20 protein-coding genes and 1 CRISPR repeat array are annotated in these 23,595 nt (G+C 63.3%); of the genes, 4 read left to right on the top strand and 16 right to left on the bottom strand.

All coding sequences use genetic code 11. The annotated features are described in order from the left end of the window. Positions 1–94: 94 nt before the first annotated feature. Entirely contained in the window at positions 95–1,297 is a 1,203-nt protein-coding gene (locus tag P9220_RS14150; RefSeq protein WP_309765629.1) for a type I-E CRISPR-associated protein Cse1/CasA, read from the bottom strand. 69 nt (positions 1,298–1,366) lie between these two features. Here P9220_RS14150 and P9220_RS14145 point away from each other — a divergent pair, with 69 nt between their 5' ends. Next, entirely contained in the window at positions 1,367–1,753 is a 387-nt protein-coding gene (locus tag P9220_RS14145; protein ID WP_309765628.1) for a hypothetical protein, read from the top strand. On the opposite strand, the gene cas3 is transcribed toward P9220_RS14145, so the two are convergent. The 8 genes from cas3 to P9220_RS14105 all read right to left on the bottom strand — a co-directional run bounded on the left by cas3 (position 1,699) and on the right by P9220_RS14105 (position 14,727). After that, entirely contained in the window at positions 1,699–4,350 is a 2,652-nt protein-coding gene (cas3, locus tag P9220_RS14140; protein ID WP_309765627.1) for a CRISPR-associated helicase Cas3', read from the bottom strand. The genes P9220_RS14145 and cas3 overlap by 55 nt on opposite strands. A 324-nt stretch (positions 4,351–4,674) precedes the next feature. Further along, positions 4,675–7,380: a CRISPR direct-repeat array (repeat unit 28 nt; unit sequence GGTTCCTCCGCATGCGCGGAGATAGACC). A 26-nt stretch (positions 7,381–7,406) separates the two neighbouring features. Then, entirely contained in the window at positions 7,407–7,682 is a 276-nt protein-coding gene (locus P9220_RS14135; RefSeq protein WP_309765626.1) for a hypothetical protein, read from the bottom strand. Continuing rightward, on the bottom strand, positions 7,679–8,107 hold the full coding sequence (locus P9220_RS14130) for a dihydroneopterin aldolase (RefSeq protein WP_309765625.1): 429 nt from the start codon (positions 8,105–8,107) through the stop codon (positions 7,679–7,681). Before P9220_RS14130 ends, P9220_RS14135 begins: the two co-directional genes overlap by 4 nt. After that, positions 8,104–8,757 carry a sarcosine oxidase subunit gamma gene (locus P9220_RS14125; protein ID WP_309765624.1) on the bottom strand — a complete coding sequence of 218 codons (654 nt, stop codon included), beginning with the start codon at positions 8,755–8,757 and terminating at the stop codon, positions 8,104–8,106. The genes P9220_RS14130 and P9220_RS14125 overlap by 4 nt, the downstream gene beginning before the upstream one ends. Continuing rightward, positions 8,747–11,749 (bottom strand): sarcosine oxidase subunit alpha family protein, encoded by a 3,003-nt coding sequence (locus tag P9220_RS14120; protein ID WP_309765622.1) that lies wholly within the window; start codon positions 11,747–11,749, stop codon positions 8,747–8,749. The genes P9220_RS14125 and P9220_RS14120 overlap by 11 nt, the downstream gene beginning before the upstream one ends. Continuing rightward, positions 11,746–12,045, bottom strand: a complete 300-nt coding sequence (locus P9220_RS14115) for a sarcosine oxidase subunit delta (RefSeq protein WP_309765620.1) — start codon at positions 12,043–12,045, stop codon at positions 11,746–11,748. Before P9220_RS14115 ends, P9220_RS14120 begins: the two co-directional genes overlap by 4 nt. 14 nt (positions 12,046–12,059) lie before the next feature. Further along, entirely contained in the window at positions 12,060–13,304 is a 1,245-nt protein-coding gene (locus P9220_RS14110) for a sarcosine oxidase subunit beta family protein (protein WP_309765617.1), read from the bottom strand. Positions 13,305–13,332: 28 nt separating this feature from the next. Continuing rightward, positions 13,333–14,727: an L-serine ammonia-lyase gene (locus tag P9220_RS14105; RefSeq protein WP_309765616.1), complete on the bottom strand. Its 1,395-nt coding sequence runs from the start codon at positions 14,725–14,727 to the stop codon at positions 13,333–13,335. Positions 14,728–15,110: 383 nt separating this feature from the next. Between P9220_RS14105 and P9220_RS14100 the strand changes: the two genes are divergently transcribed. The 3 genes from P9220_RS14100 to P9220_RS14090 all read left to right on the top strand — a co-directional run bounded on the left by P9220_RS14100 (position 15,111) and on the right by P9220_RS14090 (position 17,440). Beyond that, a complete protein-coding gene (locus tag P9220_RS14100; RefSeq protein WP_309765615.1) occupies positions 15,111–15,425 on the top strand; it encodes a hypothetical protein in 315 nt (104 codons plus the stop codon). A 114-nt stretch (positions 15,426–15,539) separates the two neighbouring features. Continuing rightward, positions 15,540–16,631 carry a GlxA family transcriptional regulator gene (locus P9220_RS14095; RefSeq protein ID WP_309765614.1) on the top strand — a complete coding sequence of 364 codons (1,092 nt, stop codon included), beginning with the start codon at positions 15,540–15,542 and terminating at the stop codon, positions 16,629–16,631. A 47-nt stretch (positions 16,632–16,678) separates the two neighbouring features. Next, a complete protein-coding gene (locus P9220_RS14090; protein ID WP_309765613.1) occupies positions 16,679–17,440 on the top strand; it encodes a class II aldolase/adducin family protein in 762 nt (253 codons plus the stop codon). A gap of 21 nt (positions 17,441–17,461) precedes the next feature. Here the strand turns inward: P9220_RS14090 and P9220_RS14085 are convergent, their stop codons facing one another. From P9220_RS14085 to P9220_RS14055, 7 genes are all read right to left on the bottom strand, one after another. After that, positions 17,462–18,454: a GlxA family transcriptional regulator gene (locus P9220_RS14085; protein ID WP_309765612.1), complete on the bottom strand. Its 993-nt coding sequence runs from the start codon at positions 18,452–18,454 to the stop codon at positions 17,462–17,464. Between the two features lie 56 nt (positions 18,455–18,510). After that, positions 18,511–19,413, bottom strand: a complete 903-nt coding sequence (gene choW, locus P9220_RS14080; RefSeq protein ID WP_309765611.1) for a choline ABC transporter permease subunit — start codon at positions 19,411–19,413, stop codon at positions 18,511–18,513. Continuing rightward, complete coding sequence (locus P9220_RS14075) at positions 19,406–20,584, bottom strand: glycine betaine/L-proline ABC transporter ATP-binding protein (protein WP_309765610.1); 1,179 nt, start codon at positions 20,582–20,584, stop codon at positions 19,406–19,408. The genes choW and P9220_RS14075 overlap by 8 nt, the downstream gene beginning before the upstream one ends. 241 nt (positions 20,585–20,825) lie before the next feature. Beyond that, positions 20,826–21,443, bottom strand: a complete 618-nt coding sequence (locus P9220_RS14070; protein ID WP_309765609.1) for a flavin reductase family protein — start codon at positions 21,441–21,443, stop codon at positions 20,826–20,828. Between the two features lie 242 nt (positions 21,444–21,685). Continuing rightward, positions 21,686–21,838 (bottom strand): hypothetical protein, encoded by a 153-nt coding sequence (locus P9220_RS14065; RefSeq protein WP_309765608.1) that lies wholly within the window; start codon positions 21,836–21,838, stop codon positions 21,686–21,688. A 161-nt stretch (positions 21,839–21,999) separates the two neighbouring features. Then, complete coding sequence (locus tag P9220_RS14060; protein WP_309765607.1) at positions 22,000–22,740, bottom strand: hypothetical protein; 741 nt, start codon at positions 22,738–22,740, stop codon at positions 22,000–22,002. Positions 22,741–22,874: 134 nt separating this feature from the next. Beyond that, positions 22,875–23,558, bottom strand: coding sequence for an MgtC/SapB family protein (locus tag P9220_RS14055; RefSeq protein WP_309765606.1), 684 nt, complete (start codon positions 23,556–23,558; stop codon positions 22,875–22,877). Positions 23,559–23,595: the final 37 nt, after the last annotated feature.

Here is a 23,595-nt window from a genome sequence, read left to right as displayed (position 1 = left end):
CCTCCTTCGCGTCTTTCAGAAAAAGCAGCGATGGCTTCGATCTGGTAGCTGAAGCCTGAAACTCCGGATGGCGCTGGCGTGTCCGTCGTCGAGTTCATTCGGACCTCGTTGAGTGTTTTGTTAGATTGGAGGCGACATCACCTTGTACTTTCAGCACGCGCGCCAGTGTCTTAAGGTGGCCCTTGCCCGCATGGAGTCCACCGAACAATCGGGCGCGTGCCGCGCTCTGCGCGCGATATCGGCGCATACTTGCACGCGGGCCGGCCACGAAAGCGCGGTTCAGTACAAGCTCGGCGCGCCCGGCGAGTTCGGCAAGCCATGTCTCATGCGCGAGTTCCTTCGCATCTTTCGTCGGCGCTTCGATCTCTACGACCAGATCATTGAAGAAGCGCCGGTCCTCGTCGTGCTCGAACGGGCCAGCGAACCGGCTAGCCTTCTCTTTTATGTCGTCGGACGCCGTGTTCTCGCCGTTGCCGAACAAGCCGCACAGTGCGCTCCACAGGACCTTGCGTACGTCTCCGATGACGGCGATACGCCTTTCGGCAGCCTCTGCAAGTTCATCGGTATTGCCGCTGAGAAATTTCTCGCGCATCGCGCGGGATACCGGAATGCGTCTCTCGTGATAGCCCTCGGTCTTTCCCTTTCCACGCGTGATCGCTTGCGCGAGCAGCACGATGCCCTCGTCGCCATCGTCGTCGCCGATGTTGCGCGTAATCGTCGGGGAAAACTCGCCGGTGAACGCGAGCTTGGTCAGCAGCTTGTAGTCGAAACCTCCCGCCCTGATGGACAATGCGTTGCCGCCGGCCACGGCGACGGGGGTCCAGGCATCGCCGGTTGCGCCCAGACGTTCCTTCGCGGCGATGCGTGTGGTCTTGCTCGTGGTGGTGAGCGCCCGCAATTTTCCGTCGATGACGTCGAGCCGGACACGCCGGCAAATTTCGATATAGAACGGATCCAGTTCACTGAACGCGAGGCTGGTTGCGCCGTCCCACGGCCGCACCCAGACGAGCGCGACTCCGTCGTTCTCCTTGAACCCTTTGTCGTCGACGATTTGCTGACGATGCTGGAGCAGCCGCCGCGTATCTCTTTGCCAGCGTTTGCCCCACAGCCCTTTCGGCACTGCGCCGAACGCCGGCCGGCTGGCGAAGCCGCCGTTCATGCGGGAAACACCGTAGTTGCCGGCACCGAGAAAACCTTCTTGCGTCTGCAAACTGACGAGTGCGTATAGCCAGTCTTCCGGACGCGCGTTGATCATGCGTGCGGCCTTCAGATCATGATTCTTGGACGTGACCAGCATGTCGAGCGCATCCGGCGTGAGAACCGGTTTCTTGTTCGATGTCCGTGACTCGCCGCGCTCGGAAGGCGGTTGAAGCAGCGCAGGACGATCGTCAGGCGCGACGAGCGCGAACGCGGCGCCGTCGGGATCGTTCGGCGTCAGTGCGAGAAGCGCCGCGCGCCATTCATCGGCAGTTTCGAACGGTTCGGTGTGCTCGACAGCATGCAACGTTATCGCCGCGAGCTGCGTCAGGAACGCGTGCCACGAATGCCGCTGATGCGGCCTCAGCGCCGGGAAGTCGCGCACGACGTCACTGGTCAGAGCGGCGAACAATTCGGGCAACGTGGCATTGTGGGGCTGTCCAGCCGCGTCGCGATAGCGCAGTACCGGATCGTCCAGCAAGCGATAGTGGAGGCTCATGATCAGCCTGCTCCCTTGTCTGACGGTTTCCGCTTCTCTACGCCGTATCGGCCGTAATGGAAGCGGTCGCCATCGAGCGAAAATTCGAAGCCGTCCTCGTCGTGCGTGATGCAGGAAGGTTGCGCGTCGGCGCTGACGTCATTACCTAGCAGGTGGTGACGCATCGCGATCTGCCTGACATCGGCGCCGAACGGACCGGGCACGGGTGGATCGAACGTGACGAGGCGGTCAGCTGTACCGAGCCGAGTTGCGATACGTTGTTCCCCATCCGGGAACTGAAGCTCGAAGAACGGCTTGTTGCAATCCAGCGCCTGCATTCGCGCGAGAGACCGCTCCGCGCCTTGCCCGCCTTCGAGCGCCTGACCGAGCTTCTCCCATTCCGGCCCGAGTTCCGTCTGAATTGCGAGCAGGCAGTCGGGATGCGTCGCGCGTTCGACCAGCAGACGGTTATCGCGCGGAATCACGCGGGATGGCGCTTCGTCGATGAGTCGCCGCGTCGCTTCGATCATGCGCAGATCGGTGTAGACGCCGCCGCCGTTGCTGAACCGCCCGAGCCCGATGCGCGGCGCTTTGATGTATTCCGCGAGCGACTTGCCGACGGGCGTCAGCACCCAGGCGTGGGCATCGCGGAAGCCTTCCGGGCGCTCGCTCGCATCGCGCTTATGCCGATGCAAACGCCCGATGCGTTGCAAGAGCACGTCCATCGGGCAGAGGTCGGTGATCAGCAGATCGGCGTCGATATCGAGGCTCTGCTCCAGCGTCTGAGTGCCGACGACAATGCATCCCTCGAGCGCTTTACGGGTCTTGCCGAGCCGCGCCTCAACAGCGGCGTCCAGCAGCGGCCGATCCTGACGGCTGAAGCGACTGTGATGAAGTGCCGGGACGCCACCGACCTTGAACAGCAGCGTGCGGTTGCCAAGCTCGTCAATCAGGCGCTCGATTGCCTTCTGTGTGGCGACTGCTGTCGGAACGGTGTTGCGAACGATGAGCACGCGTGCGCCCTGGTTCGCCGCGTCGATTGCAAGGCGCGCGATGCGCTCGTGGTCGTTGATTGCATCGAGCGTCGACCAACGAATCATCTTTGACGCGCCGTTGTCAGGTAACGCGTGGATGACGGCGCCGTCCGTCAGCGCGGGATACGGCGACGCGCAAGCCTCCTCGACCGTGAGCGATACGATGGGCGCCGAAGGCTTCGGCGTGAGTCCCTGGAAACGCGTTCGCTGTCGCGAGCCGAGCGTCGCGGACAGCAGCAGCGCGTGGCCGCCCGTGTTGAGGTGCGCGCTCAACACCTGCTCCAGCAATTGCGACATGTAGGTCTCCGACGCATGCACTTCGTCCACGACCAGCAGCGAACGGCTCAGCAACGCGTGGCGCATATGTGCATGGCGGACCTGCAAGCCTGCGAGCAGGACCTGATCGATGGTCCCGATCGCGATGGTTGCCGCGAGAAAGCGCTTCGGCGATTCGGCGGCCCAACGCGTAGCGGCTCTGGCGTCGTCGGGATTGTCGGACCACTGCACGTTGAAGCCGGGCATTGCGATCTTGTCGCTGCCATCGGCGCTTTCATAGCCAGGAAGCGCGCGAACGACCACCGGTGCATTCGACGGCCAAAGGCGGTCGACAAACTTTCGCACGCGTTCGTACACCTGTGCCGCTGCAACGCGCGTTGGCAGAGCGAAGTAGAGCGAATCTACCTTGCGCTGGCTGAACAGGCGCGCGAAGCGCCATAGCGCGGCCTCGGTCTTGCCGCTGCCCGTTTCTGCTTCAAGGATGAGTAAAGGTCCGAGTTCATCGTCGCCGAGCATGCGTTGCATGGGCCGGGGCGCTGCGACATTGAATGCGGCTTCGAAGGAGAACGGCCGTTGCGCGAGTTCCGTGCGCGCGGTGAAAGCATCGAGGTCAATGGTGGCGATGGCGCGCGCCGCCAGTTCGGCCGCCTGATGCCGGCTTCGATGTGTGCCGGGTTCGCTGAACGGAAAGTGCCGTCGATGCGATCCCAGCCAGTCCGCGAACTGGACGACGCCCGCAAATAGATGAACGAACGCAGGACTCGACGGGAGCGGTTCGCCGCCAGGCTCGAAGGCAAGCGGGAAGGCCTGCTGTAGCTGTTCGCCGATGTTTGCCAACGCATCTTTGGGGCTGTAGATGGCGGCGCCCTCACGGTCGCGCACCGGCTTCCAGATGATCGCGTCATGCCCAAGGGGCGCTGACAGCGGGCGGCCATGATGCGCGAGACTCGCTAACAGAAGCGCATCGACGCCATTGCCCCAGGTCTTGATGGACTCGAACGGCAAGCTGGATGCGATGTCATCGTCGCGAAACAGCAGGAGGGCTTCTGGACCGTGTCCCGCGCGAAGCGGCCAGCCTTCGGGGGCGGGGCCTTGCCAGCGCTTTCTCTGGAAGCCACTGTTTGCTTTGCCGAAGTCGTGGAGATAGGCGAGGACCGCGAGACGCTCGATGTCTTTCCCGCTCAACGTGCGACCGGCAAGCATGTGGAAGGCATTGCGCAAGCGCGTGTGTTCTTTGACAGCTTCGATGAAACAGGCGGCGACGTCCAGCATGTGGTCGCAGAGGGGATGCGTGCCGGGCTCGCTAACACCTTCGCCGGTGTCCAGCTTTCCCCAAGCCTGTAGTTGATGCGCTGCCGTTTTCATCGTTGCGTCTTGTGGTCTTGATGCCGTGTTCTTTGCCCGTGACATTTACTTCGTGATGCTTAGATTAGCACCGGGAGTCATCGTTATATAAGTGTTCAAATGTCAAAGTTGATCGGTGACAAGAAGCAGCTTGATGGCGCGCGGGGTATTGATGTTTGCTTTGCGATAGTTGCTTGCAGGCTGCGTTACCGTCGCTTCATCTTTTCGCTGTCAGACGGCAGCAGTTGACGAGGAAACATCCGCTCACCATACTCGCCACTTGCTCCGGATTCGCAACATCGAAACCGACGTTTGTTCTTTCACAACATGAAGTTAGGAGGTAGAGGTTCCTCCGCATGCGCGGAGATAGACCCTCGTGCACGCGATAGCCGCTGAAGATCGATGCGGTTCCTCCGCATGCGCGGAGATAGACCCACAGTCTTCGCACACGAAGGCGTGCGTGACGCGGTTCCTCCGCATGCGCGGAGATAGACCCCTTGAATCCGGCCAGCATCAGGAGTACGTTTTGGTTCCTCCGCATGCGCGGAGATAGACCCAGGCCCGTCCAGCCACGCAACACCGCTTCATCGGTTCCTCCGCATGCGCGGAGATAGACCCAGGAATCTCGGGATAAAGATCGGCGCGGCCGAGGTTCCTCCGCATGCGCGGAGATAGACCTTCTAGGCTACGTATTCGGCAAAAGCGAGGGTTCCTCCGCATGCGCGGAGATAGACCCCGGTGGTGTGGATCGACGCAAAGACGCTTCAAGGTTCCTCCGCATGCGCGGAGATAGACCCTCCACAGCAGATGCCTCGTCGATCGTCATCTCGGTTCCTCCGCATGCGCGGAGATAGACCCCTCAGTCAATTCGGATCAATGGGCGGCAGCGCGGTTCCTCCGCATGCGCGGAGATAGACCTCCCGAGGGATGCTACGGGACGGACCGCATGACGGTTCCTCCGCATGCGCGGAGATAGACCGCGTCGGATGTCGACACCGAGGCTCTTCGAAAGGGTTCCTCCGCATGCGCGGAGATAGACCCGCGACATTCCCGAACCGCCAAAGCTATGGCTAGGTTCCTCCGCATGCGCGGAGATAGACCGCTTCAGAATGCATGGCTCGATCTCCGCGACAAGGTTCCTCCGCATGCGCGGAGATGGACCCAGAGCACCCTCACCATCACCACCGAAGGCCGCGGTTCCTCCGCATGCGCGGAGATAGACCGCATGATGAATAGTGCCACCTTCCTCGACCTCAGGTTCCTCCGCATGCGCGGAGATAGACCGCCGTACAGCGCATGGCGCGAGCGGCAGGCAGAGGTTCCTCCGCATGCGCGGAGATAGACCGCTCACGGACGAACACCGCAAAATCATTGACGAGGTTCCTCCGCATGCGCGGAGATAGACCCCCGAATATCGGCATCTCGGTCTATCAGGACTAGGTTCCTCCGCATGCGCGGAGATAGACCGTACTCCAGGTGACGACCGGCGAGCCGTCACCGGGTTCCTCCGCATGCGCGGAGATAGACCTTACATTCGTGTCGCCGATCCTGCGCACGGCGCGGTTCCTCCGCATGCGCGGAGATAGACCGTACGCACAAGGTGGAACGGCGCTATCAACATGGTTCCTCCGCATGCGCGGAGATAGACCCGAGGCAGCATTTCCAAGGAACGCCCACATCCAGGTTCCTCCGCATGCGCGGAGATAGACCTTCTGCTGATTCTCGGCAAGCTCTACGCGTATCGGTTCCTCCGCATGCGCGGAGATAGACCCCCGTCCTCACGAAGCTGTCGCGCCAGTTCTCCGGTTCCTCCGCATGCGCGGAGATAGACACGCGGCAAGCGGCGCTTTGTTGCAGATCGTCGCGGTTCCTCCGCATGCGCGGAGATAGACCCGCTTGCTGCGGTCAGCGTGGCAGGGATGGCGAGGTTTCTCCGCATGCGCGGAGATAGACCCGGCACCGACGATCGACGAGAGCGGCATCAGTGGGTTCCTCCGCATGCGCGGAGATAGACCGTTTCATCGTTGCCCCCGAATGGGAAGTGCGGGTTCCTCGGCATGCGCGGAGATAGACCGTCGACGCGCTTCAGGCTCGAGAGAGGCATTTTGGTTCCTCCGCATGCGCGGAGATAGACCCGCGCCCCTCGACCACTTCATAGCATGGCTGGAGGTTCCTCCGCATGCGCGGAGATAGACCTTTGTGCCGCCCGAATACGCAGCATTGCCGATCGGTTCCTCCGCATGCGCGGAGATAGACCCCAACGGCAGATCTCTTCGACGTTGAACGCCTTGGTTCCTACGCATGCGCGGAGATAGACCCACTTGGAATCCGGGCGAAGGTTGGTCACTTAAGGTTCCTCCGCATGCGCGGAGATAGACCCGGTCGGATTTTGAAAATCCCCGCCGACGAGTTGGTTCCTCCGCATGCGCGGAGATAGACCCTCGCTCGCGCTGGCGTTGCTGCACGTCTTCACGGTTCCTCCGCATGCGCGGAGATAGACCCTCGATTTTGTTGTTTCTGTGGGCATGAATTCCGGTTCCTCCGCATGCGCGGAGATAGACCGCGTCGCTCGAAGCGCGACTAATGGTGTTGATCGGGTTCCTCCGCATGCGCGGAGATAGACCCAGACCTTGAATCGCTACTGGACGATGTTACGGGGTTCATCCGCATGCGCGGAGATAGACCCACGCCGCTGGGGCACGCGTATCTGATCCCCTTGGCTCCTCCGCATGCGCGGAGATAGACCCGAACTCATGGCGATATTTGATCGCTTCATGCGGGTTCCTCCGCATGCGCGGAGATAGACCCAGCGTTTGAAGGCCCATATACGCACGCTGCGCGGTTCCTCCGCGTGCGCGGAGATAGACCGAATCCGCAGCGTCTCGGGCCGCTGACCTTCGAGGTTCCTCCGCATGCGCGGAGATAGACCCATCGCGGCGGTTAAGCCAGGCAAGGCGGAGAAGGTTCCTCCGCATGCGCGGAGATAGACCCAATCGCAAGGTCCAAGCGTTCGGCACGACCAAGGTTCCTCCGCACACGCGGAGACTGCCCCCAACCGGCAAGACAAAGCACACACCTCAACAACGAATACCCCCCTCGAACCTCCCCCGCGCCGCCTGCGCCACCCTCATCAACGCATCGACACTCAACCTCGCTGCAATCCCCTTCACATACTCATGATGCCGCGCCTCCAGCGGCGCATCGAGATACTGCGCGTGCAAATACCGAATGAGCGCGATCCGCCTGTGCTTCAGCGCAATGCTCCGCTCCAGCAACGCAAGCGCAGCACGCGCGTCGCGGTCCCTGAATGCGCGCTCCGACAAACGCGCCGCCGTATCGCGCGATCCGTTCATGCCGTCACCGCATCCACAGCACGATGCGCCCGCCATGCATCGAAATCCGCCCGCCGCCAATCGAGTTCGAGGGCAAGCCGTCGCGTGCCTTCGCGAATCTTCGGCTTATGCAGCGTCAGCGTGAGCGCATCGAGCGCGGGCCATTCATCGAACGACAACGCGGCAATCTCCACCGCAAGCGTTTCGAGCAGGCGCGTATGCGGCTTGTCCTGCAGATACGCCGTGACGCGATTGCACCACGCCTCATAATCGATAAGCCCGTCCTCACGCGGCGTATCACGATACCGCAGGCTCGCATCGACACATAAGGCCTGCGGCGCACGATGCTCATGCTCGTGCAGCCCGATACGCGTCATCACCACAAGTTCATCGACGACGACGCGCCAGCCCTGCCCGCCCGCGTTCAAAGGCTCGAACGGCTTCACGACAACAACGGCTCGGCGGCATCGAGCATGATCTTCACGAAGTAATCCGCAAAGCTGCGACGCACGATGAGTTCGAAGCGATCGCCACCCAGCGGCGCCAGCGTCAGCGAGGCCTTGAAATAATGGCTCTGCGCACACTGTCCCTCGCCGAATACTTTGGGATGCAGATCGAGGGGACAGCCACGCGACAGCACATCGCGGGTACGCGGGCCATCGATGTCGAGCACCGTGTATCCGCTGCCGATATCCACCGCCGATGCAAACGCGCCGCCGAACGCCTCGCGCAATCGCGCTTCCAGCGGCGCCGCGCGCGATGCGTCGTGCGCCGCCTCCGATACCACGAGCCACTCGTCAGGACCGAGCCACAGCAAGTCATAGCCGTTGCCCTTCGCCACCGTGTTCGGCTTCTCCGGCGGCGCGCAGCCGATCACGCCCTGCACCGCGCGCACGAAGGCGGCGTCGCGCGTATCGCCACGCACGTTCACCAGCTGAAGGAACGGCCGCTCCGTCAAGCGAAACGCCTTCGATGCACCCGCCTGATGCGCCTTCAACAACGCATCGGCGCCCACGAGCGGCGACTCCTGCCACACGCCCTGCCCGACCGTCATGCGATCGACGACAGTCGAGGAACCCTTGATCTCATTCAACATGCTGACGTGCTCCTTCGCTGTCGTAAAACACAGAACTGGTGATCTTCGCGTTGATCTGCTTGCCGTTCGCAAGCGGGATCATGACCGATTCGCCGATCTTCTCGAGACCGCCCTTCACCACGGCCAACGCAATCGAACGCTTCAAAACAGGGCTGAAATAGCTCGATGTGACATGACCGAGCATCGGCGCCGTATCGCCCTGGAACGGACCCGCCACGATCTGCGCGCCTTCCGGCAGCACAACCGAAGGATCGTCCGTCAACAGTCCGACGAACTGCTTGCGCCCGACCTTCGCCGTATCCGAACGCGTCAGCGACCGCTTGCCGATAAAGTCCTTCGACTTCGCGACGAGCCCGCCCATGCCGAGGTCGTACGGCGTCATCGAGCCATCGGTATCCTGGCCGACGATGATGTAGCCCTTCTCCGCACGCAGCACGTGCATCGTCTCCGTGCCGTACGGCGTGATGTCGAACTCCGCGCCCGCTTCCATCAACGCTTCCCATACCGCGCGGCCCACGTTCGCCGGCACGTTCACTTCATAGGCGAGCTCGCCCGAGAAGCTGATACGCATCACGCGCGCCGATGCGCCCGCCACCGTGCCATCGCGATAGCTCATGAACGGGAACGCGGCGTTCGCGAAGTCGATGTCCTGACACACCTTCTGCAGCACCTTGCGGCTGTTCGGGCCGACGACCGCGAACGTCGCCCAGTGATCCGTCACCGATGCGAGCCGCACCCGCATGTCGGGCCATTCCGTCTGCAACCAGCGTTCGAGCCAAGTCAGCACGCGCGCCGCGCCGCCTGTCGTCGTCGTCATCATGTAGTGATGTTCGGCGAGGCGCACCGTCACGCCATCGTCGAAAATCATGCCGTTCTCGTCGAGCATGAGGCCATAGCGGCACTTGCCCACTTCCAGCTTGCTCCACGGATTCGTGTACATCCAGTTGAGCAGCTTCGCGCTGTCCGGGCCTTGAATGTCGATCTTGCCGAGCGTCGATGCATCGAGAATGCCGACGCTCTGACGCACCGCCAGCGATTCGCGCGCGACCGCCGCATGCATGTCCTCGTTGCCGCGCGGGTAATACCACGGGCGCTTCCAGTTGCCGACATCCTCGAACATTGCGCCGCTCTGCACATGCCATTCGTGAATCGCGGTCTTGCGCACCGGATCGAGAAATTCGCCAAGCTCACGGCCCGCGAACGTGCCGAACGTCACAGGCGTGTAATTCGGGCGGAACGTGGTCGTCCCGGTCTCGGGAATGGTCTTGCCGAGCGCCTGCGCCAGAATCGCCATGCCGTTGATGTTGCCGAGCTTGCCCTGATCCGTGCCGAAGCCCATCGCCGTATAACGCTTCACGTGCTCGACCGATTCGAAGCCCTCACGCGCCGCGAGATAGATGTCGGCGGCGGAGACGTCGTTCTGGAAGTCGATGAATTGCTTAGGACCCCGAGTCGCCAGTTCGCGCCCGCCGACGAGCCACAGCGGCATGAGCGGCGCTTCCGCGATTTCCGCGACCTTCACCGCAGGCGGCCGCGCCACGATATGACCGGCTGCGCGCGCCGCTTCCGCGCCCGCATCGAGACCGAAACGAATGCCGCGCGCCAGCGTGAATTCGCCCGCACATGCGCCGACGCTGCTTTCCGCCTGCATCGCCTTGCCGGGAACGAAGCACGCCTTCTCGTCGTGCCAGTGCGCCTTGCCGCCCGATTGCGCGAAAAGATGCAGCACCGGGCTCCAGCCGCCCGACATCGCGACCAGGTCGCAAGGCAGGTCGGTCTGCTTCGCGCCGACCTGTCCCTTCGCATACGCAGCGACTTCCACCGACGACACCCGCAGCTTGCCGTGCGCCGCCGTGATCACCGCGTCGTTCAGCACGCGCACGCCGTAGCGTCGCGCGGCGGCGGGCAACGCGCCTTTCGATTCCATCGGACGCGGATCCACGACCGTCACGTTCGCGCCCGCCGCCTTCAGGTCGAGCGCGCACTGATAGGCGTCGTCGTTGTTGGTGAAAACGACCGCGTTGCGGCCCGGCAGCACCGCATAGCGATGCAGATAAGTCGATACCGCCGACGCCAGCATCACGCCCGGCAGATCGTTGTTGCCGAACACGATGGGACGCTCGTGCGCGCCGGTCGCGAGCACCACGCGTTTCGCCCGCACCTTCCACATCAGTTCGCGCGTACCCTTGCGCATCGAAACGGGCAGATGTTCGGTCAGCCGCTGCGTCACGGTGACGAGGTTGTGATCCTGATAGCCGAACGCCGTGCTGCGCGACAAGATCTTCACGTCGGGCATCTTGCGGAGTTCGCCTTCGATCCGCTGAACCCATTGCGAGGCAGGCTTGCCGTCGATCTCTGCACGGCACGACAGCAGCGAGCCGCCGAGTTCGGGCTGATCGTCGATCAGAAACACGCGCGCACCGGACAAACCCGCTGCATAGGCCGCAGCAAGACCCGACGGTCCGCCGCCGACCACCAGCACGTCGCAATGCGCGAAGCACTTGTCGTAGCGATCGGCATCGCGTTCTTCGGGCGCTTTGCCGAGACCGGCTGCATCGCGAATCACTTCTTCGTACTTCGGCCACAGCTTGCGCGGCCACATGAACGTCTTGTAGTAGAAGCCCGCGGGAATGAAGCGCGCGATCTTCTGATTCACCGCCATGCGATCCTTCTCGATGTTCGGCTTCGCATTCACGCTCGATGCAACGAGGCCCTGATACAGCTCCACTTCTGTGGCGCGCGCGTTCGGCACCGTGTATGCGCCGGTTTCGAGTTGCACGACCGCATTCGGCTCCTCGACACCCGCCGTGACGATGCCGCGCGGGCGGTGATACTTCCAGCTACGCGCGACGAAGTGCTGTCCGTTCGCGAGCAGCGCGGAAGCTAGCGTATCGCCCTGATAGCCCTGGTACGTCCTGCCATTGAACGTGAACGTCAGCGCAATCGCGCGATTGATGCGCCCACCCGTGGCGAGTCGGTCTTTCTGGCTCATTTCGACGCTCCCTCCTTGTTGTCCATCGCAGCCAGCGGACGGTCGAACGTCTCGTAGCCCTGAATCTCGTATGTCACCGTGTCACGCTGCGCCTTGAACCAGCGGCGGCAGCCCTGCGCGTGCATCCATTGCTCGCGATGCACGCCGCGCGGATTGCGTCGCATGAAGAGGTAGTCGCCCCATTCCTTGTCGGAGAGCTTGTCGGTATCCAGCGGACGCGCGATATCCGCTTCGCCGCCGCAGGAGAATTCGGTTTCGGCGCGCGGCCCGCACCAGGGGCATTCGATCAGCAACATGTTTGCAACTCCCTTTAGTGCGCGACGGCGGCAGCGCCGTGTTCGTCGATCAGATGACCCGTATAGAAACGATCCAGCGAGAACGGCGCGTTCAGCGCATGCGGCTCGTCGTTCGCAATGGTGTGCGCGTACGCCCAGCCCGAACCGGGCGTCGCCTTGAAGCCGCCCGTGCCCCAGCCGCAGTTGAAGTAGAGGCCCTTGACGTCGGTCTTGCTGATGATCGGGCACGCATCCGGCGACACGTCCACGATGCCGCCCCACTGCCGGTTCATCCGAACGCGCGAGAACACGGGGAACATCTCGACGATCGCTTCCAGCGTGCCTTCGATGATGTGAAAACTGCCGCGCTGGCCGAAGCCCGTGTACTGATCGACACCCGCGCCGATCACGAGGTCGCCCTTGTCGGACTGGCTGATGTACGCGTGCACCGCGTTCGACATCACGACCGTGTTGACCACCGGCTTGATCGGCTCCGACACCAGCGCCTGCAAGGGATGGCTTTCGATCGGCAGACGCACGCCCGCCATGTCGGCGAGCGTCGTCGTGTTGCCCGCTGCGACGACCGCGACCTTCTTCGCCTTGATATGGCCTTTCGTCGTATCGACGCCCGTCACCCGATTGCCGTCGCGGCGGATGCCCACGACCTGACAGTTCTGAATGATGTCGACGCCCGCCTGATCCGCGCCGCGCGCATACCCCCACGCGACCGCATCGTGACGCGCAACGCCGCCGCGACGCTGGATCGACGCGCCCAGCACCGGATAACGGCTGTTGAGGTTGATCGTCGGCTCGATCTCCTTGATCTGCGCGGGCGTGAGGAACTCCGCATCGACGCCGTTGAGACGGTTTGCGTTCACGCGGCGCTCGGTATCGCGCACGTCTTGCAGCGTATGCGCGAGGTTCATCACGCCGCGCTGGCTGAACATCACGTTGTAATTGAGGTCCTGCGAGAGCCCTTCCCACAGCTTCATGGCTTTCTCGTACAGCGCAGCGGACTCGTCCCACAGATAATTCGAGCGGACGATGGTCGTGTTGCGCGCCGTGTTGCCGCCGCCGATCCATCCCTTCTCGAGGATCGCGACGTTCGTGATGCCGTGTTCCTTCGCGAGATAGTAGGCAGTCGCGAGACCGTGCCCGCCGCCGCCGACGATCACCACGTCGTATTCGCGCTTCGGCTCGGGACTGCGCCACTGACGCTCCCAGTTCTCGTGATACGACATGCCGTTGCGCAGCAGGCTGAATATCGAATAGCGGCTCATGGTGTTTCCCTTGTTTCGTAGCGGTGTTTCAGCACTCGATGACGTTCACGGCCAGCCCGCCGCGCGACGTCTCCTTGTATTTCGTCTTCATGTCGGCGCCGGTTTCGCGCATCGTCTTGATGACCGAATCGAGCGACACGTAATGCGTGCCGTCGCCCTTCATCGCCATGCGCGCGGCGTTGATCGCCTTGATCGCGCCCATTGCGTTGCGCTCGATGCACGGAATCTGCACGAGGCCGCCGACGGGATCGCACGTCATGCCGAGGTTGTGTTCCATGCCGATTTCAGCGGCGTTTTCGACTTGCGTGGGCGTGCCGCCCATCACGGCCGCGAGCGCGGCGGCGGCCATCGAGCACGCGACGCCCACTTCGCCCTGGCAGCCCACTTCCGCACCGGAAATGGACGCCGTCTCCTTGTAGATGATGCCGATGGCCGCGGCCGTCAGCAGAAAGCGCACGATGCCCTCATCGTTTGCGCCGTGCATGAACTTGACGTAGTAGTGCAGCACGGCGGGAATCACGCCGGCCGCGCCATTGGTCGGCGCAGTCACGACCCGCCCGCCCGATGCGTTCTCTTCGTTGACGGCCATCGCGTAAAGATTGACCCAGTCGAGCATCGAAAGCGGATCGCGCAGCGATTCTTCGGAGCGCGAACGAAGCTGCGCGCACAGATCGGCGGCGCGGCGCTTTACGTGCATCGGGCCGGGCAGTTCGCCGCGTTCCTTGCAGCCGCGCTCGACGCATGCGGCCATCACGCGCCACACCGCCAGCATCCCTTCGCGCACTTCGGTTTCGCTGCGATTCGCGCACTCGTTCTTCATCGCGATATCGGCGATAGACAGACCTGTCTCCCGGCAGATACGCATGATGTCGTCGCCGGTGCGAAACGGATAGGGCACGTTGCCGCCGGCGCGCACGCCGTTCACGCGATCGCCTTCGCGGTTCACCACGAAGCCGCCGCCGATCGAGTAATACTCCTTCTCGACGAGCAACTGGCCATGTTCGTCGAACGCCTGGAAGCGCATGCCGTTCGGATGCACGATGCTGGTGCCCGCCGCGCCCGGCATCAGCTTGCGATAAAAGCCGATGTGCTCGCGCTCCTCGAACGCGACGGCGTGCTTGCCGAGCAGCATCAGGCGCCGCGTTTCGCGAATCTCTTTCAGGCGGGGCGCGATCACGTCCGGATCGATCAGATCGGGCAGATTGCCCTCGAGGCCGAGCAGCACGGCCTTGTCCGTGCCGTGGCCCTTGCCGGTCGCGCCGAGCGAGCCGAACAACTCGGCCCGCACACGCGTGACGAAGCCCAGCAGGTTCGCGTCTTCGATATGCGATGCGAAGCGGCATGCCGCGATCATCGGGCCGACCGTATGCGAACTGGAAGGACCGATGCCGATCTTGAACAGATCGAAAACGCTGACATTCATGGCGTGCCCTCAGGGTTGGCGGTTCGGTTGCGTGGCCGGGCGATGACCCGTTCACGGCATGGGCACATTGCACCAAACCGCAATTGCGGCAGATAGAACAAAAACGGCATCGAAATGGGATGGCGGCGTCAGCGCTTTTCGGCGCGCGCCGAACGTGACGGATTTCCGATGCTTCGCGACGTTCCGACGAAAGTCGGCCCGTAACACGGCACTTCGCTCGCAACACGTTTCTGCGCGGTTTCGTTGCAAATCCGGATGTTTTTGAGATTGCTCTGAAAGGCTGGAAAGGCGTGCCTCGGTATATTCCCTAGGTCCCGGAGGCCGCCAGAACATGGCTCCCAAGCCTCTCTTCTTCGATCTTCCTCGTTCACCGGTTCACAGCAATGGAAAGTCACGCCCTTCCCGATCAGTTCTTCAAATCCTGGGTTCTCGCGTTCGTGATCGGCGCTGGTATCGTCGGCGCGCTTCAGGCAGTAGGCCTGCTCTCTCCGGATCGCATCCTCACGCGCTATGCGCCGCTCTGGGCCGCGCTCATGTTCGCCTGCTCCGTCGATCCCGTCCTGCGCTACTTCGGCATATTGAAGGCCGAAGTCGAGCAACGCTGGGGGGACTACACCATCGCCAGTCTTCTCGGCCGCTCCACCGGCGCGCTGATCGGCGGCGTCTTCGCGTGGGCCTTCGCGGTTCTCGGCGGCTGATATCCCCCGCGCCACGCGTCCTGCGTGGCGCTTTCCCGTTTCCGATCATGCGTGCACGGCGCGCGCCCGGTGTTATGCTCGCTGCATAACGTCCAGCCGCCGCACGTCACGCGCATGAACCCCGCTGAAGTCCTCCCGCCGCTCTCCATCGACGGCCAGTCGAAATCACGTATTCGCTTTGGCATCGTGCTGTTGCCGAACTTCACGCTGACTGCGTTCTCCGGTTTCGTCGACCTCCTGCGTCTCTCCGCCGACGAAGGCGATTTCAGCCGTCCTGTGCGCTGCTCGTGGAGCGTGATCGGCGAAACGCTCGCGCCCGTGCGCGCAAGCTGCGGCATTCAGATCACGCCGTGGGAAACGTTCGATAGCGCCGAGCGGTTCGACTACGTCGTCGTCGTCGGCGGCCTGCTGCACTCGGGGCCATCCGCGAGCGAAGCCACGCTGCAGTTCATCCGCCGCGCCGCCGCAGCGGAAGCGACGATCGTCGGCATGTGTACCGGCGTGTTCACGCTGATGCGCGCGGGCGTGCTCGACGGCCATCGCGTATGCGTGAGCTGGTTCCACTATTGGGACTTCGTCGAACGCTTTCCGCATGCGGACGAACAGATGCTGGTCGCGGACCGGCTTTTCGTCATCGACAGAAGGCGCATCACCTGTTCGGGCGGACGCGCGTCCATCGACGTCGCCGCCGCCATCCTGCTGCGTCACTTCGAGACCGCGACCGTGCAGAAGGCGCTGCGCATCCTGCTCGTCGACGACATGCAGAAGGGCAACGCGCCGCAACCGCATCCGCCGGGCCTCGCGCCCGCGACGCATCCGAAGGTCAAACGCGCCATTCTGCTGATGGAACAGCATGTCGGCCGCACGCTGACGCTCGACGAGCTCGCGCACAAGCTCGACATGTCCACGCGCCAGCTCGAGCGCCTCTTCAAGGCGGAGACCGGCAAGGCGCCGCAGGCATACGCGAAGCAGGTGCGGCTGCGCACGGCCGCGTGGCTGCTGACGAGTTCAGACAAGACCGTGGCCGATATCGCGTCGAGTTGCGGCTTCTCGGATGCATCGCATCTCGGCCGCGAGTTCCGCAAGCAATTCGGCCTTCCGCCGATGATGTATCGCGAGCAGCGCGGCGCACAGGACGCTGAGGAAACGACGCATCACGCAATGGACTACGACGAGACTTTCCCCGGCCGCGCGCAGGCGATCTAGCGCATCGATCGAAATGCTCCGCGGCCCTCAAACCCAGGAGAAGCGGCATGGAGACTCACGGTTATTCGCAGGAAGAATGGGCGTTGCGTTGCGATCTGGCGGCGCTGTATCGCGTGATTGCGCATTTCCGCTGGACCGACATGATCTTCACGCATATCAGCGCGCGCGTGCCGGGACCGGAGCATCACTTCCTCATCAACCGATACGGCGTGCTCTTCGATGAAATGCGCGCGTCGGATCTCGTACGCATCGACAGTGAAGGCCGGCCGGTGAATGCGGACGCCGCGCATCCCGAGCGATATCTCGTCAATCCTGCCGGCTTCACGATCCACTCGGCCATACACATGGCGCGGCCCGATGTGGTGTGCGTCGTGCATACGCATACGCCCGCCGGCGCGGCGGTGTCGGCGCAAAAGCACGGCCTGCTGCCGATCAGCCAGCACGCGCTCAAGTACTACGGGCATATCGCGTATCACGACTACGAGGGCATCGCGCTCGATCTCGCGGAGCGCGACCGTCTCGTCAACGATCTCGGGCCGCACAACGCGATGATCCTGCGCAATCACGGCCTGCTCGCGTGCGGCAACTCCGTTCCGACCGCCTTTCAGGAGATGTACTTTCTGGAGCGCGCATGTGAGATCCAGTTGCGGGCGCTCGCGGGCGGCGTCGAACTGAACATGCCGTCGGCCAGGGTCTGCGAGATCACCGCCGCGCAATATCGGAGCGATGAAATCGAAGGCGTGACCGCGCTGCAATGGCAGGCCGCGCTGCGCATGATCGAAGGCGGGAAGACGGACTATCGAACGTAGCGTTGAACGGGATGCCAGGCGTCACGCGGAAAGACGCCGCTCCATGCTCGGCGCATGGCCGTATTGCGCGCGATACGCCTTGCTGAAGTGGCAAGGCGAATGGAATCCGCAGATGCTCGTTACGCGCGCAATCGATGCGTCGGTGTTGCGCAACAGATCGCGGGCGCGTCGCAGGCGCAGCGTCAGGTAGTAGTGCGTCGGCGACACATTGAGGAACATCTTGAACATGCGCTGCAAGTGCCGTTGCGACAGATGCACGAGCCGCGCGAGTTCATCGAGCGATAGCGGTTCTTCGATGTTCGCTTCCATCAGCCGAACGACCTCGACCAGCTCGGCGCGGGAGAAACCGACGCGCGCATCGACGGGGATGTGCTGGTAGTCGCTCGAACCGCGTATGCGCTCGACGATGAATTGTTCGGATACCTGAGCAGCAACCGACTGACCGAGCCGCAAGCCGACGAGGTTGAGCATCAGGTCGAGCGGCGCGGTGCCGCCCGTGCACGTTACGCGATCGCGATCGATCACGAAAAGTTCATCTGCGAAACGGACGTGCGGGAAGCGCTTGTTGAGCGGCGACATGTCTTCCCAATGCACGGTGCAACGATAACCATCCAGCAGCTTGGCCGCGAGCAACGCATAAGGACCGGTGCAGATGCCGCCGAGCGGAACGCCCGCGTCATGCACGCGCTGCAGCAGGCTGATGACCGTATCGTCGACATAATCGGCGACGTGCCAGCCCGCGCAGACGATCAGCACATCGGGCATGCCGGTTTCATCGAGCGTGGCCGCCGGCTTGACGGTGATGCCGTTGCTCGCTCGCGCCGGCTCGCCGTCCGGCGTGATGACCGACCACGTGTAGTGCTGCGCGCGGCCCACGTAGTTGGCCATGCGCAGCACTTCGACCGCGCTCGTGAATGCGATCATCGAGAAGTTCGGCAGCGTCAGGAAGCCGAAGTGCGCGAGATTCGCAAGCGGCGATTCGGAAGCGGCCGGGACGATCGCATCGCGCTTCATGACCGCATCAACCCTGTTGCGCGGCCGGGACGATCGCATCGCGCTTCATGACCGCATCAACCCTGTTGCGCGGCCGGCGCGCGGCGCACGCGCATCACGTTGCGCAGGCCCGAGAACAGCGGAGCGCGCGCCATGCCGGGCGAACGGCCGAAGCTCTCCGTGATGCGATCCAGGATGATCGCCAGCAGCACCACGGACAAGCCGCTCTCGAAGCCGAGACCGATATCGAGCCGCTGAATGCTCGCGAGCACGTCGTTGCCGAGACCGCCTGCACCGACCATCGACGCGATGATGACCATCGACAGCGCCATCATGATCGTCTGGTTCACGCCCGTCATGATCGACGGCAGCGCGTTCGGAATCTGCACCTTGTAGAGCAACTGCCAAGGCGTGCAGCCGAACGCCTGACCCGCTTCCACGATCTCGCGATTCACGTGCTTGATGCCGAGCGACGTGAGGCGCACCGCGGGCGGCATCGCGAAGATCACGGTCGAGAGAATGCCCGGCACGCGGCCAAGACCGAACAGCATCGCGGCGGGAATGAGGTAGACGAAGGCGGGCATCGTCTGCATCAGGTCGAGCACGGGACGCACGATCATCTCGACAACCTTGCTCTTCGCGGTCCAGATGCCGAGCGGGATGCCGACCAGCAGGCTGATAAACGTTGAGGATAGCGTAAGACCCAGCGTAATGACCATCTGGTCGTAGAAGCCGGTCGCATAGATCAGCAGGAGCGACAACAGCGTGAACGCCGCGAAGCGCCAGCCGACCCGCCACAAGCCGATGCCGACGAAGAACGCCATGAGCGCCCACATCGGAACGGCCTGCAAGACATGTTCGATGACCGCGGCGAAACTCTCGATGACCTTGCCGATGGAATCGAACGTTTTCGCGTCGTGGTCGAGCAGATAGTGGACGCCCTGATCGACCCAGCTACCGAGCGGAATGATTTCAGACATGGGAACCTCGATGGCGCGTTAGAACCTGCAGCACGTTCGTCTTGTTGACCGAACCGCAATACGAACCGTCCGCATCGACGACGGGCAGCGGCGCCCGGCTCGCAACGACACGGTTCACGACGTCGTCGAGCGTCATGCTGCGCTCGATGCATTCGATGTGATTGATGTGCGGCGCGACGTTGCCGTTCGCATCGCGGCCGACGAAACCGCGAATGCGGCGCTGGGCGTCGAGCACGAACGCGTAGTCGGCGCTGCCGTTGAGCGTCGCCGCGACGCTCGATGCGTCGATCTGCGGGGAGTGCTTCATGAGCGGGACGGCGTCGGTCTGCATGAGATCGCCGGCCGTGAGATAGCGGCTCGTGTCGATGCCGTCGAAGAAGGCCTGCACGTAGTCGTCCGCCGGATTCGTGATGATTTCCTGCGGCGTGCCGATCTGCACGACGCGCCCGCCTTCCATGATCGCGATGCGCGTGCCGATGCGCATCGCTTCTTCGAGATCGTGCGAGACGAAGAGAATCGTGCGGCGCTGCTCGCGTTGCAGATCGAGCAGCACGTTTTGCATTTCCTTGCGCTTGAGCGGATCGAGCGCGGAGAACGCTTCGTCCATGATCATCAGCGAGGGATTGACGGCAAGCGCCCGCGCCAGTCCGACGCGCTGCTGCATGCCGCCCGACAATTGCGAGGGCAGCTTCTGCGCGAACGGCGCGAGACCGACCTGTTCGAGCACGGTCATCGCACGCTTCTCGCGTTCCTTGCGTCCGACGCCGGCGACTTCGAGCCCGAACGCGGCGTTCGAAAGCACGGTGCGTTGCGGCATCAGCGCGAACGACTGGAACACCATGCTCATGTCCTTGCGGCGCAGCGCGGTCAGTTCAGAGCGCGGCACGGCGGCGACATCGCGTCCGTCGATCAGCACCTTGCCGGCGGTCGGATCGACGAGCCGGTTAATGAGCCGGATCAGCGTCGACTTGCCCGAGCCGGACAGGCCCATCAGCACGAAAATCTCGCCTTCCTGGACATCGAACGAGACGTTGTGAACGCCGACGATCTGCCCGGTGCGCGCGAAGACTTCTTCCTTCGTCGCGCCGCCGGCCAGCATGTCGATCGCCTGTTTGGGGCTATTGCCGAACACCTTGCACAGCCCTTCGACTACCACCTTGGGGGAATTCATTGAAGTCTCCATGAAGCGTGGCGGACGCCGTCCGCGCTGTGCATACATAGTTGCCAGAAAAAAGTGCTCGGAGCCGACTATTTGCGACAGCTACATGAAGAAATACGACAAGGGAATAACGCGGAGCGGCGCGCGCGACGGCCGGACCCTTGCGGGACAAGGGTTTGCCGGAAGGAGGGAGAAAAGGCGGGAAGTTTGCGGCGTGTCGCACCGGGACAAGTCCCGGCGCGTTTTCCGATACTCAGGCGCCCGGGCGCAGCATTTGGAACATTTCGCCGATCTCCGCATAGTCGGCGCGATAGCCCGCGCGCATGACCGGCCGGGCGGCGGCGGTATCGAAGAGACCGTCTTTCAGGAATTCGCTGCGAATATGCACACCGACGACCTGCCCGAGCGCGAGCCAGTTGTTCATCGGCTGGCCGTCCAGATCGTGCAGGCGGACGACTTGCAGCAGCCGGCATTCGAGCGCCGCCGGCGATTCGGCGACGTGCGGGACGCCGACCTTGCGCCCCGGCGCTTTCGTCAGGCCCGCGAGTTCGAACTCGTCGACGCCGCGCGCGACCGGCGCCGACGTGCGGTTCATGCGCTCGGCGAGCGGGCGCGTGGACATGTTCCAGACGAATTCGCCGGTTGCCTCGATGTTGCTGATGCTGTCCTTGCGACCTTCGCTCGAAAATCCGATGACGTACGGAAAGGTCGCGAACGCGCCGAAGAAGCTGTACGGCGCGAGATTCACGCTGCCGTCGGCGTCACGGCTCGATATCCAGCCGATGACGCGTGGCGCGACGATCGCCTTGAACGGGTCGTGCGGGAGGCGGTGGCCTTCGTTGGGGTCGTAGAAATGGACGTCGCCGGTCATAGGGGCGCTCGATGCGTCGGAGTGGGAGAGACGAAAGAATACCGCGTCGGGTGACGGGGCACCGGGACGGGAGAAGCGGAAGTCTGACGCGCTGCGGAGCGCAGGGCGGGGTTCGTCGAATAACGACGAAGGATGGTGCTAGAAAAACTACAAATCCAGCAGAAGCTGGCGGGCGGGATAGTCGACGTCTTGCCGTCGGATTTTGCTAACTTGGTATGACCCGCGCCGCCCTCAACGACGCATTACAGACGGAAGCCGAATGCGGTGCCGCGTGCCTTGCGCTGACGCTCTGCTTCGCGGAAACGCGCTTGATACGAGTAATCCGAGTCCATCGGCAGGTGCGGCGATTCGAAGATCGAAGCAAATTTTTGCAGCAGGGCGAAGAGGTAGCTCATGTCTGACTCCGGTTGGTGATTGAGGGTTTTCCCTTAGCGATGATTATAGGGATACCCCCTCCGGATTTCTAGTGCAATGCAACATTTCCTGCCGAGAAATGTGGTAGTTTTTCTACATCGTCGGTCGAAACGACCTGTTCGACGGCATCGACGGGGCGCGCTCAGTGCTCGCGAGCGGGCGTTGCGTGCGGATCGGTATTGGACGGGAAGGCGGACGCCTCGTGGCCGGCACGCAGCAACACGACGGTCTGCGCGATGCCCGCTGCAAGCGTCGTAAGCATGGCGCAAAGCGTTAGGGTCAGCATCGTCTTCGTGTGGCGCGCGTGCGCTGCGGCCGTCGCGCGCTGCCCGTCGATCACCGTGCGCAGCGCATCGACGGAATGTGAAAAAGCGCTTGCACGAAACGGATCGGCTTCGTCGCTCAGGCGCGAAGGTGACAGCCAGCCGGCCGGCTCGGACGCGGCGATCCAGGCCACGCTCGCGCGCCGTGTGACCGCGGCTTTGCTTCGCGTCGACGACGCAGGTGTGAGCGCGTCCGCGATCAGGTCGCCCTGCCCGGGCGCGTCGTCCGCCTCGCGCGCGACTGCCACGGGCCGCGCCACGCGCCGCTTCGCCGACGACTCCACCGCAGCCAAGAACACTTCAGGCAACTCGAAACCCTCGAACGTGCCCTGACGGATATCCGTGTTCATCGCCTGAAGCGTGGCGCGTTCGGCGTCCTCGGCAAAGAGGTCGAGCGTCTCGCCGTAGCGCGGGGCATCGCTCGGCTCGCCGAGGCGTTGCGCCGGCCGCGCGGCGCGAGCGATTTTCTTCTGCGCATCGGCGTCTGCCTCGGCGCGTCGCCGGGCTTTAGCCGACGACGCGTCGACATCGGGCTTTCGAGGTACAGCGGGATCTGGCATAGGTCGAAAAGCTGCGGCGGCACTAAAGACGCGCGGCAGTCATGCGGTCTGGCGATATTTTTCGAGAGGCCGCATTGTCGCACGGCTGCGGGCCTTATCCAGCGGGCTTTGGCAAGAGATCGCCGCGCCGCCGCTCAATTCGCGTCTTCCTCGCGAAACTCACGCACGACCGGCAGTTGCCGCAGGCGCTCGCAGATGGCCCGGTATTCCTGCGACGACACGCGCGAAAGCTCGACCTGCACTTCGTCGAGTTCGGGCGTGTCCTCGCTTTGCTGCACGACGAATTGCTTGACGCGCACGCTGCCCGGACCGAGCGCTTCGTGCAGGCCGTGGAACGAAAGCGAGCCGCGATCGACCAGCATCGTGAGTTGCCGGCGCTGCCTGACGGCGATGAAGCGGCGTTCCAGCGGCTTCAGTCCCGCGAGAATGACGAGGATGATCGCCGTCGCCGCGATCGACGCCGTGTACAGACCGCCGCCGACCGCAAGCCCGATCGCCGCGACGGACCAGAGACTCGCGGCGGTCGTCAGGCCCCGCACGATTTCGCCGCGCAGCAGAATGGATCCCGCGCCCAGAAAGCCTATGCCCGACACGACCTGCGCCGCCACGCGCGACGGATCGAGAACGACGTGATCGCCTTTCAGCGCATCCGCGAAACCGAACGCGGACACCATCATGATGAGCGCCGATCCGACGCACACGAGCATATGCGTGCGCAGTCCCGCCGCCCAGGAAAGACGCTCGCGCTCGAAGCCGATCACACTGCCGAGCGCCGCGGCCATGACGAGCCGCGAAACGAGTTCGACGTTGCTCAACATCTTCTTCACCTCCTGTCGTTGTGAGTGAATGCGCGCC

This window comes from Caballeronia sp. LZ016 (assembly GCF_031450805.1).
GTDB lineage: Bacteria > Pseudomonadota > Gammaproteobacteria > Burkholderiales > Burkholderiaceae > Caballeronia.
The sequence above is the reverse complement of the archived record's forward strand: the minus strand, read 5'-3'. Positions and strand labels throughout refer to the sequence as shown.